General features: G+C 75.9%; 2 protein-coding genes. Both read left to right on the top strand.

The window, feature by feature from the left end; all coding sequences use genetic code 11:
• The coding region (locus Ani05nite_RS39070; protein ID WP_203776938.1) for a non-ribosomal peptide synthetase at nucleotides 1-5,377 on the top strand (5,377 nt) is incomplete at its 5' end.
• A complete protein-coding gene (locus tag Ani05nite_RS39065) occupies nucleotides 5,377-12,510 on the top strand; it encodes a non-ribosomal peptide synthetase (RefSeq protein WP_203776936.1) in 7,134 nt (2,377 codons plus the stop codon). The genes Ani05nite_RS39070 and Ani05nite_RS39065, both read left to right, overlap by 1 nt.
• The last annotated feature ends 8 nt before the right edge of the window (nucleotides 12,511-12,518 follow it).

Here is a 12,518-nt window from a genome sequence, read left to right as displayed (position 1 = left end):
CCCGGCCGGCGTCCCCGGCGAGGTCTACATCGCCGGTGACGGCGTCGTCCGCGGGTATTGGCAGCGTCCGGGGCTGACCGCGCAACGCTTCGTCGCCAACCCCTACGGGCCGGCCGGTTCGCGGTTCTACCGTACCGGCGACATCGGCCGCTGGTCGCCCGCGGGCAGTCTGGAGTACCTGTCGCGGGCCGACGATCAGGTCAAGCTGCGCGGCTACCGCATCGAGCTGGGCGAGATCGAGGCCGTCCTGGCCGCCGACCCCGCCGTCACCCAGGCCGCCGTCATCGTCCGCGAGGACCAGCCGGGCGACCGGCGCCTGGTCGCCTACCTGCGCGGCGACGCCACCGGAGTACGCGAACGAGCCGCCGCCCTGCTGCCCGACTACATGGTCCCGTCGGCGTTCGTGTCCCTGGACACCTTCCCGCTCACGCCGAACGGCAAGCTGAACCGCCGCGCACTGCCGGCACCCGACTACGGCCTCGAAGCCGCCGGTCGCCGGCCGCGCAACCCGCGTGAGGAGCTGCTGTGCGGGCTGTTCGCGGAGGTCCTCGGGGTCGAGGGCGTCGGTATCGACGACGACTTCTTCGTCCTGGGCGGGCACTCGCTGCTGGCCACCCGGCTGATCAGCCGGATCCGTTCGGTGCTGGACGTCGAGGTGGCGGTCCGGCAGCTGTTCGAGACGCCGACCGTCGCCGGCCTGGCCGCCGCCCTCGACACCACCACCGCCACCCGGACCCGCCTGACCGCGGTCCGGGAACGGCCCGCGCGGATCCCGGTCTCCTTCGCCCAGCAGCGCCTCTGGTTCCTGCGCCAGCTGGAGGGGCCGAGCGACGCCTACAACGTGCCGGTCGCCCTCGACCTCGACGGGCACCTCGACGTCGACGCCCTGCGCGCCGCCCTCGCCGACGTCGTCGCCCGGCACGAGAGCCTGCGCACCGTGGTCGTCGGCGCCGACGAGACGCAGGCGCACCAGGTCGTGCTCGCGCCCGACCGGGCCGCCGTCACGCTCACCGTCGAGCCGGCCGGCCCCGCCGACGTCGACGACCGGGTCCGGGACGCCGCGGCGCACGTCTTCGACATCTCGGCCGACACCATGCTCCGGGCGTGGCTCTTCCCGACCGCGCCCGACCGGCAGGTCCTGGTCCTGCTCACCCACCACATCGCCAGCGACGCCTGGTCCCGGGCCATCCTCGTCCGCGACCTGGCCGTGGCGTATGCGGCGCGGGTGGCCGGTGGGTCGCCGTCGTGGTCGCCGTTGCCGGTGCAGTACGCGGATTACAGCTTGTGGCAGCGTGCGGTGTTGGGGGAGGGGGAGGTGGGTCGGCAGCTGGGGTTCTGGCGGTCGGCGTTGGCGGGTTTGCCGCAGGAGTTGGAGTTGCCGGTGGACCGGGCGCGGGGTTCGCGGCCGTCGTATGCCGGTGGGCGGGTGCCGTTCGAGGTGCCGGCGGGGTTGTCGGTGCGGTTGTCGCAGGTGGCCGGGGCTTCGCGGGCGACAATGTTCATGGTGTTGCAGGCGTCGCTGGCGACCCTGCTGACCCGGCTCGGCGCCGGCACGGACATCCCGATCGGCACGCCGATCGCGGGGCGTACCGACGATGCGTTGGACGAGTTGGTGGGGTTCTTCGTCAACACGTTGGTGTTGCGGACCGACACGTCGGGGGATCCGTCGTTTGCGGAGTTGGTGGCCCGGGTGCGGGAGACGGATCTGGCGGCGTACGCGCATCAGGATCTGCCGTTCGAGCGGTTGGTCGAGGAGCTGAACCCGGAACGGTCACTGTCCCGGCACCCGCTGTTCCAGGTCATGCTCAACCTGGACAACGCCACCCCCGCCACGGTCACGGAACTGCCCGGCCTCACCGTCACCGGGCGGCCGTCCGGCACGGTGGCGGCGAAGTTCGACCTGTCCTTCGAACTCGCCGAACGCGTCCCGGCGCCCGGCGCTCCGCCCGCCCTCGGCGGCTGGCTCGACTTCAGCACCGACCTGTTCGACCGGTCCTCGGCCGAGCTGCTCGTCGCGCGGTTCGTCCGCGTCCTGGAGAGCGTGGCCGCCGACCCGTACCGGCGGCTCGGCGCCATCGACGTCCTCGACCCCGTCGAGCGGCACACCCTGCTGACCGCCTGGAACGACACCGCCGAGCCCTTCCCCGCGGCGGCGGTGCACGAGCTGGTCGCCCGGCAGGCCGCGCACACCCCGGACGCCGTCGCGGTCGTCGCGGGCGCCACCACGCTGACGTACGCGGCCCTGAACGCCGCGGCGAACCGACTGGCGCACCGGCTGATCCGCCAGGGCGTGCGCCCCGAGGACCGGGTCGCCGTCCTGCTGGAGCGCTCGGCCGCGCTGGTCGTCGCCAGCCTGGCGGTGCTCAAGGCCGGCGGCGTCTACGTGCCGCTCGACCCGGACCAGCCGGCGGCCCGCGCCGAGTTCATCCTGCGCGACACCGCCGCGGTCGCCCTGGTCACCGACCGGGCGCCGGACCGGCTCGGCTTCACCGCCCTGGCCCCGGTCGTCGGGCCGGACGGCGACGCCGGCGACACCTCCGACCCGGCCGTCCCGACCGACCCCGACCAGCTCGTCTACGTCATGTACACGTCCGGCTCCACCGGCACGCCCAAGGGGGTGGCCAACACCCACGCCAACGTCGTGCACCTCGCCGGGGCCCGCTACTGGCGCCAGGGCCGGCACGAGCGGGTGCTCCTGCACTCGCCGTACGCCTTCGACGCCTCCACCTTCGAGATCTGGACGCCGCTGCTCACCGGCGGCCGCGTCGTGGTCGCGCCGCCGGGCCGGCTCGGCGCCCCCGACCTCGCCGCGGTCATCGCCGAGCAGCAGGTGACCGGCATGTTCGTCAGCGCCGGCCTGTTCCGGGTCCTCGCCGAGGAGCACCCGGCCTGCTTCGCCGGCGTGCGCGAGATCTGGGCCGGCGGCGACGTCGTCTCCCCGGTCGCGGTGCGCCGCGTGCTCGACGCCTGCCCCGGCACGATCGTCGCCAACGAGTACGGCCCGACCGAGACCACGGTCTTCTCCACGGTCAACCCGCTGCGCGCGGGCGACGCCGTCCCGGAGACCGTGGTGCCCATCGGCGCCCCGCTGTGGAACACCCGCACCTACGTGCTGGACGAGCGGCTGCAACCGGTCGCCCCGGGCGTCAAGGGCGAGCTCTACCTCGGCGGGGCCGGGGTGGCCCGCGGCTACCTGGGCCGCCCGGCGCTGACCGGGCAGCGGTTCGTCGCGGACCCGTTCGCCGGGGCCGGCGAGCGGATGTACCGCACCGGCGACGTCGTGCGCTGGACCGCCGACGGCCGGCTGGTGTTCCTCGGGCGGGTCGACGACCAGGTCAAGCTGCGGGGCTTCCGGGTCGAGCCGGGCGAGATCGAGGCGGTGCTGCGCACCCGCCCGGAGGTGGCCGAGGCGGCCGTCGTCCTGCGCGAGGACCGGCCGGGGGACAAGCGCCTCGTCGCGTACGTGGTCACCGCCGCGACGTTCTCCGTGCAGCCGGAGGACCTGCGCCGGCACGCGGCGGCCACCCTGCCCGACTACCTGGTCCCGGCCGCCGTGGTGCTGGTCGACGGGCTGCCGCTGACCGCCAACGGCAAGGTGGACCGGGCGGCGTTGCCGGTGCCGGAGTTCGGGGCCGGTGGTGGGCGGGGTCCGCGGGATGAGCGGGAGAAGGTGTTGGCGGGTTTGTTCGCCGAGGTGCTGGGTGTGTCCGAGGTGGGGGTGGACGAGGGGTTCTTCGATCTGGGTGGCGACAGCATCATGTCGATCCAGTTGGTGAGCCGGGCGCGTCGGGCGGGTCTGGAGTTGTCGGTGCGGGAGGTCTTCGAGCACCGCACGGTCGAGGCCCTCGCGCCGGTCGTCCGCCGGCTCGCCGCCGTCCCGCCGGAGGAGCCGGGCGCCGCGTACGGCGACGTCCCGCTCACCCCGATCATCCGGTCCTTCCTGGACCGCGGCGGGCCCACCGGCCAGTTCAACCAGTCGCGGCTGGTCCAGGTCCCGGCGACGCTCACCACCGAGCGCCTCACCGCGGCGGTCCAGGCGGTCCTCGACCACCACGACGCGCTGCGCGCCGTCCTGCACACCGGGCCCGGCGGACACCGGCTCACGGTCCCGCCGCCGGGCGCCACCGCCGCCGCGGCGCTGGTGACCCGGGTCCCGGCCGGCGGGGACGGCCACGAGGCCCTGCTGCGCGAGCACACCGAGGCCGCCCGGCAGCGGCTGGACCCGGCCGGCGGGACGATGCTCCAGGTCGTCTGGTTCGACCGGGGCCCGGCCACCCCCGGCCTGCTGCTCGTCCTGGCGCACCACCTGGTCGTCGACGGGGTCTCCTGGCGGGTGCTGGTGCCGGACCTGGCCGAGGCGTACCAGGCGGCCGGCGCCGGCCGCCCGCCCCGGCTGCAGCCGGTCGGCACCTCGCTGCGCGGCTGGGCCCGGCGGCTCACCGAGCTGGCCGCGACGCCCGTGCGGGCCGCCGAGGCCGGCTGGTGGCAGCAGGTGCTGCGCCGCGACGAGCCGCCGCTGGGCAGCCGCCCGCTCGACCCCGGGCGGGACCGCTACGACACGGCCGGGCACCTGAGCGTGACCCTGCCCGCGGCGGTCACCGAGCAGGTGCTGACCACCGTCCCGGCGCTGTTCCACGCCGACGTCAACGACGTGCTGCTGGCCGCGTTCGCGCTGGCCTGGGCCCGCTGGCGCGGCGGCGCCGGCCTGCTGCTCGACCTCGAGGGGCACGGCCGCGAGGAGCACCTGGTCCCCGGGGCCGACCTGGCCCGCACCGTCGGGTGGTTCACCAACGTCTACCCGGTGCGCCTGGACGGGCGCCCGGACGACGAGGCCGACGCCTGGGCCGGCGGCCCGGCGATCGGGGCGGTGCTCAAGCGGGTCAAGGAGCAGCTGCGGGCGGTGCCCGACAAGGGCCTCGGGTACGGCCTGGTCCGGCACCTCAACCCGGACACCGCGGCGGGCTTCGCGGGCCTGCCGGAACCCGCCGCCGGCTTCAACTATCTGGGCCGGTTCACCACGGCCGACCTCGCCGACGCCGGCGCGGCCGAGATCCCCGACTGGACGATGCTCGGCTCCGCCGCCGGGTTCGGCGCCACCGACCCGCGGGTCCCGCTGGCCCACGCGGTGGAGGTCAACGCCCGCACCAACGACGGGCCGCGCGGCTCCGAGCTGGCCGCGACCTGGACCTGGGCCACCGGTGTGCTCACCGAGCCCGAGGTCCGCGAGCTGGCCGACCTGTGGTTCGCCGCGCTGGAGGCGCTGGTCGCCCACGCCGGTCGGGCCGGCGCGGGCGGCCTGACCGTCTCGGACGTGTCCCTGAGCCTGCTGAGCCAGGACGAGATCGACTTGCTGGAAGACGAGTGGAGGGTGTCGTGATGGCGGCGCAGAACGGTTTGCAGGACATCCTGCCCCTGGCCCCGTTGCAGGAGGGACTGCTGTTCCACAGCGAGTACGACACCGACGCCACGGATGTCTACCTCGTGCAGCAGGCCATCGACCTCGAGGGCGACCTCGACGTCGGCGCGTTGCGGGCGGCCTGCGCCGCATTGCTGCGCCGGCACGCCAACCTGCGGGCGGCGTTCCGGCACAGCGGCCTGCAGCGGCCGGTGCAGCTCATCCCGCACCAGGTGGCGCTGCCCTGGTCCGAAGTGGACCTGACCCACCTGCCGCCGGACGAGCGGGCCGCCGCCGCGGACGCCGCGCAGCACGAGGACCGGCTGCGCCGCTTCGACCTGACCCGCCCGCCGCTGCTGCGGTACACGCTGTACCGGCTCGGCGCCGGCCGCTACCGGTTCGTGCTGACCAACCACCACATCCTGCTCGACGGCTGGTCCCGCCCGATGCTCGTGCGCGAGCTGCTCACCCTGTACGCCACCGCGGGCGACGACAGCACGCTGCCGCGCGTCCGACCGTTCCGCGACTACCTGCAGTGGCTCGGCGCCCAGGACCGCGACAAGGCCCTCGCCGCCTGGCGCGACGCCCTCGCCGGCCTGCCCGGGCCCACCCTGGTGGCGCCGCGGGCCGAGGGCCGCCGGCCGGTCGTGCCCGGCCGGCTCGACCGGGAGCTGCCCGAGGCCACCTTCACCGCCCTCACCGAGCTGGCCCGCTCACGGGGTCTCACCCTCAACACCCTCGTGCAGGGCGCGTGGGCGATCGTGCTGGGCAGCCTCACCGGGCAGGACGACGTCGTCTTCGGCGCCACCGTCTCCGGGCGCCCGCCCGAGCTGGACGGCGTCGAGACGATGGTCGGCCTGTTCATCAACACGCTGCCCGTCCGGGTGCGGCTCGACCCGCGCGAGCCGCTCGTCGCCGGGCTGCGCCGGTTGCAGGACGAGCAGACCCGGCTGCAGCCGTACCAGCAGCTCAGCCTGGCCGAGGTGCAGCGCCTGGCCGGGCCCGGCGAGCTCTTCGACACCACCATGGTCTTCGAGAACTACCCGGTCGAGGCCGGTCCCGGCGCCGCCGCGGGCCTGCCCGGGGTCCGCGTCACCAGCAGCAGCAACCGGGACGCCACCCACTACCCGCTCGCCCTGGTCGTGGTCGGCCGCGGCCGCCTCAAGCTGCGCCTGGACCACCAGGGCGACCTGATCCCGGCGCCGCTCGCCGCGGCCGTGCTGGACCGCCTGGAGCGGGTGCTGACCGCGCTGGCGACCGACCCGTCCGTGCCGCTGGGCCGCGTCGCCGTGTGCTCCGAACCGGAGCAGCGCGCCGCGCTCGCCGCCGGTGACGGCGTCCACCGCCCGGTGGGCGGGCGCAGCGTGCCCGCCGCGTTCCGGGCCCAGGCCGCGCGCAGCCCCGGCGCGGTCGCCGTGCGGGCGGGCGACACCACGCTCACCTACGCCGAGCTGGACGAGGCCTCCGACCGGCTCGCCCGCCGGCTCGCCGGCCGGGGCGTCGGCCCGGAGACCCCGGTCGGGCTGCTCATGGAGCGCTCCGCCGAACTGATCGTCGCCCTGCTCGGCATCCTCAAGGCCGGCGGCGCCTACCTGCCGCTGCACCCGGGCGACCCGGCCGACCGGATGCGCGCGGTGCTCGCCGACGCCGGCGCCGCGGCCGTCCTGACCGACCCGCCGAACACCGCGCTCGCGGCTGCTCTCGGCCCGCCGGTCATCGACGCCACGGCCACGCCCGAACCGGGTGCGGCGCCCGCTCCCGCCCTGGAGCCCGACAGCCTGGCCTACGTGATCTCCACCTCCGGCTCGACCGGCGTCCCCAAGGGCGTCGCCGTCACCCACCGCAACGTGCTCGACCTGGCGGCGGACTCCGCCTTCCGGACCGGCGCCCACGACCGGGTGCTGGTCCACTCGCCGCAGGCGTTCGACGCGTCCACCTACGAGCTGTGGGTGCCGCTGCTGTCCGGGGGCACCGCCGTGGTGGCGCCGCCCGGCCGGCTCGACGTCGCCCTGCTCGGCAAGACCCTGGCCGAGCACGCCGTGACCGCGCTGTGGCTCACCTCCGGGCTGTTCCAGCTCGTCGCCGACGAGGCCCCCGAGACCCTCGCCGGGGTCCGCGAGGTGTGGACCGGCGGTGACGTGGTCCCCGCGGAATCGGTACGCGCCGTCCTGCGGGCCTGCCCGGACCTCACCGTCGTGGACGGCTACGGCCCGACCGAGACCACCACCTTCGCCGCCCGGCACCGGCTCGCCCCCGGCGCCCCGGTACCGGCCGAGGTGCCCATCGGCACCGCCCTGGACAACACCGGGCTGCGGGTCCTGGACACCGCGCTGCGGCCCGTGGCGCCCGGCGTGCCCGGCGAGCTCTACATCGGCGGCACCGGTGTGAGCCGCGGCTACCGCCACCGGCCCGCGCTGACCGCCGCCCGGTTCGTCGCCGACCCGTACGGTGCGCCCGGCGCCCGCCTCTACCGCACCGGGGACCTGGTCCGCTGGACCGCCGACGGGCTGCTGGAGTACCTGGGCCGGGCCGACCACCAGGTGAAGATCCGCGGCTTCCGGATCGAGACCGGCGAGATCGAGGCCGTCCTGGCCCGGCACGCCGAGGTGGCCCAGGCCGTCGTCACGGTGTGGGAGCCCGCGCCCGGCGACAAGCGGCTGGCCGCCTACCTGGTCGCCGCCCGCGGCGCCACCCTCGACCCGGCCGCCGTGCGCGCCCACGCCGAGACCGTGCTGCCCGGCTACATGATCCCGGCGACGTTCGTGGTGCTGGACACGCTGCCGCTGACCGGCAACGGCAAGGTCGACCGGGCCCGGCTGCCCGTGCCCGAGCTCACCGGCGCCGCGGCCGGGCGGGCCCCGCGGTCGCCCCGCGAGGAGCTGCTGTGCCAGCTGTTCGCCGAGTGCCTGGGCGTGCCGTCGGTCGGCATCGACGACGACTTCTTCGCTCTCGGCGGGCACTCGCTGCTGGCCACCCGGCTGGTCGGCCGGATCCGCACGGTGCTCGGCGCCGAGCTGGCCATCCGCGGGCTGTTCGACGCCCCCACGGTGGCCCGGCTGGCCCGCGCGCTCGACACGGCCGGGGCGGCCCGCGAGCCGGTCACCGCCGTGCGGCCACGACCCGACCGGGTGCCGGCCTCGTACGCCCAGCGCCGGCTCTGGTTCCTGCACCGCTTCGAGGGCCCCAGCCCGACCTACAACATCCCGTTCGCGTTGCGGCTCACCGGCGAGCTCGACACCGGCGCGCTGCGGGCCGCCCTCACGGACCTGGCCACCCGGCACGAGGCGCTGCGCACCGTGCTGGCCGAGGACGCCGCCGGGCCGTACCAGGTGGTCCTCGACCCGGAGCGGGGCGCGCCGGCGCTGACCACCGAGCCGGTCACCGAGCCGGACCTGCCGGCCGCGCTCGGCCGGGCCGCCGCCCACTGCTTCGCCCTCGACGCCGAGACGCCGCTGCGCGCCTGGTTGTTCGCCGTCGGCCCGCGCGAACACGTGTTGCTGCTCGTCCTGCACCACATCGCCGGGGACGGCTGGTCGGTGCCGATCCTGGCCCGCGACCTGAGCACCGCGTACGCGGCCCGGCACGCCGGCGCCGCCCCCGGATGGGCGCCGCTGCCGGCCCAGTACGCCGACTACACCCTCTGGAACCGGCGGCTGCTCGGCGCCGAGGACGACCCGGCCGGCCTGCTGAGCGGCCAGCTCGCCCACTGGACCCGGACGCTGGCCGGGCTGCCGGACGAGCTCGGCCTGCCCACCGACCGGCCCCGCCCGGCGGTCGCGTCCCACCGGGGCGACCGGGTGATCTTCGAGGTGCCGCGGGACCTGCACGACCGGCTGGCCGCCCTGGCCCAGCAGTGCCACGCCAGCCCCTTCATGGTGCTCCAGGCCGCCGTCGCCGTCCTGCTCAGCCGGCTCACCGGCGGCACCGACATCCCGATCGGCACGCCGGTGGCCGGGCGCACCGACGACGCGCTCGACGACCTGGTCGGCTTCTTCGCCAACACCCTCGTGCTGCGCACCAGCACCGCGGGCAACCCGGCGTTCCGGGACCTGGTGGCCCGGGTGCGGGAGACCGACCTGGCCGCGTACGCGCACCAGGACCTGCCGTTCGAACGGCTCGTGGAGGAGCTGAACCCGCCCCGCTCGACGGCCCGGCACCCGCTGTTCCAGGTGATGCTGACCCTCAACAACACCGGCCGGGACGCCCCGGCGCCGCGGCTGCCCGGCCTGCGCGTGGAGGACCTGCCCGGCACGCCGGAGACGGCCAAGTTCGACCTGCTGTTCGCGTTCGCCGAGCGCCGCGACCCGGCGGGCCGGCCGGCCGGACTCGGCGCCTCCCTGGAGTACAGCACCGACCTGTTCGACCACGCGACCGCGGAGTCCTTCGTGGACCGGCTGCTGCGGCTGCTGACCGCCGTCACGGCCGACCCCCGCCGGCGTATCGGCGCGGTGGAGCTGCTCTCCGGGGCCGAACGGCAGCGGCTCACGGCCGGGTTCAACGACACCGCCACGGCGCTCACGTGGCGGCCGCTGCCGGTGTCCTTCGAGGACCAGGCCGCCCGGAGCCCGCGGACACCGGCGGTCGAGGGGCCGCTCGGCACGCTGACCTACGCCGAGCTGAACGCCGCCGCCAACCGGCTCGCACGGCTGCTGGCCGGGCGCGGCGCCGGACCGGAGAGCCGAATCGCGGCGCTGCTGCCCCGCTCGGGCGAGCTCGTCACGACGATGCTCGCCACCCTCAAGGCCGGCGCGGCCTACCTCCCGGTCGACCCCGGGTATCCGCCGGCCCGGATCCGGGCGATGCTCACCGACGCCGCGCCCGGCGTCGTCGTGACCAGCCGGGCGGCCGCCGCGGCGCTGCCACCCGGCACGCTGCCGGCCGGCCGGGTGGTGGTGCTGGACGACCCCGGCACCGCGGCGGCGCTGGCCGGGCTGGCCGGGACCGACCTCACCGACGCGGACCGGACGGCCCCGCTCGCGCCCGCCCACCCGGCGTACGTGATCTACACCTCCGGCTCGACCGGGCGGCCCAAGGGCATCACCATGCCGGCCGGCGCCACGGCGAACCTGCTCGCGTGGCACGCCCGCGCGCTGCCGGGCCGGCCGGGCGCGCGGATCGCCCAGTTCACCGCGGTCAGCTTCGACGTGTCCGTGCAGGAGATGCTGGCCGCCGTGCTCACCGGCCGGACCCTGGTGGTCTGCGACGAGGACGTGCGCCGGGACCCGGTCGCGCTGGCCCGCTGGCTGCGCGCCGCCCGCATCCAGGAGCTGTACGCCCCGAACCTGGTCATCGACGCGGTGTGCCAGGCGGCGGTCGCCCACGGCGTCGCGCTGCCCGAGCTCACCGACCTGGTCCAGGCCGGCGAGGCGCTCACCCTGCACCCCGGCGTACGGCGGTTCCACGAGCTGCACCCCGGCTGCCGGCTGCACAACCACTACGGCCCCGCCGAGACGCACGTCGTCACCGCGTACCGGTTGCCCGGGCCGGTGGCGCAGTGGCCGGCGGCCGCGCCGATCGGCGCGCCCATCGCCAACACCGCGATGCGGGTGCTCGACCCGTGGCTGCGCCCGGCGCCGGTCGGGGTGCCCGGCGAGCTCTACATCGCCGGCGCGAACCTGGCCCGCGGCTACCTGGGGCGGCCGGCGCTGACCGGCGAGCGGTTCGTGGCCGACCCGCTCGGCCCGCCGGGCACCCGGATGTACCGCACCGGCGACCTGGCGAGCTGGGACGCCCAGGGCCGGCTGCGCTACCTCGGCCGCACCGACGACCAGGTGAAGATCCGGGGCTTCCGGGTCGAGCCGGGCGAGGTCGAGGCCGTGCTCACCGCGCTGCCGGGCGTGCGCCGGGCCGCGGTCGTCGTCCGCGAGGACCGGCCGGGCGACCTGCGGCTGACCGCGTACGTCGTCCCGGAGCAGGACACCACCGCGCTGCACCGGGAGCTGGCCGGGCGGCTGCCGGCGCACCTGGTGCCGGCCGCCGTGGTGGGGCTGGCCGAGCTGCCGCTCACCCCGAACGGCAAGCTGGACCGCGGCGCGCTGCCGGCGCCGGGACGCTCCGGCGAGGCCCCGGGCCGCGCGCCGGGCACGCCCACCGAACAGGCCGTGGCCGCCCTCTTCGCCGAGGTCCTGGGGGCCGCCGAGGTCACCGCCGACGACGACTTCTTCGCCCTCGGCGGCCATTCCTTCCTGGCCGCCCGGCTGGTCGCCCGGATCCGGGAGACCCTGGGGACTGAGACGCCGGTGCGGCACGTCTTCGAGGCGCCCACGGTGACGCAGCTGGCCGCCCTGCTCGACGGCGGCCCGTCCGAGCGGCGGGATTCGGCGGCAGTCGTGCTGCCGCTGCGCGCCGCCGGCACCGCCGCGCCGCTGTTCTGCCTGCACCCCGGCGGCGGCTTCAGCTGGTGCTACGCCGGGCTGGTCCGGCACCTGGACCCGGACGTGCCGGTCTACGGCATCCAGGCCCGGGGCCTGGACGGGCGCGGCCCGCTGCCGTCCACCATGGACGAGATGGTCGCGGACTACCTCGCCGAGATCCGCGCGATCCGGCCGCACGGGCCGTACCGGCTGGCCGGCTGGTCCTTCGGCGGGCTGGCCGCGCACGCCCTCGCCGTGCGGCTGCGGGCCGAGGGGGAGCAGGTCTCGCTGCTGGCGCTGCTGGACGCGTACCCGCCGACGCCCGGGGCCGAGCTGCTGCCGGTGGTCGAGCACGACATCGTCGCGCACAACATGCGGGCGCTGGGCTTCGACTTCGACGAGGCGCAGCTGCGGGCCGACCAGACCGCGGTGCTGCTGCGCTTCCGCGAGTTCCTGCGCGCGACCGACGCGTCGCTCGGGCATCTCGACGCGCACGACATCCTCGCGCTCAAGGACGTCTACGTGAACAACGTGCGCATCATGCGGGCCTTTCGGCCGCAATTCTTCGACGGCAACATCCTGTTCGTCTCGGCCACGAAGATGTCCGCGCAAGACCGCGAGAACCGTTTGAATGTCCACTTCTGGAAACCGTTCGTCGGCGGTCGCCTGGAGGTGGCGGACGTAGAATCGACCCACGGCGATCTGATGACGGATCCGCGCCATGTCGCGAGCGTCGGCCGCATCCTCGACAGCCGGTTGTGAACCAGCTC

The organism is Actinoplanes nipponensis (assembly GCF_016862275.1).
Classification (GTDB): domain Bacteria; phylum Actinomycetota; class Actinomycetes; order Mycobacteriales; family Micromonosporaceae; genus Actinoplanes; species Actinoplanes nipponensis.
This window is presented reverse-complemented; position numbering and strand designations above follow the sequence as displayed.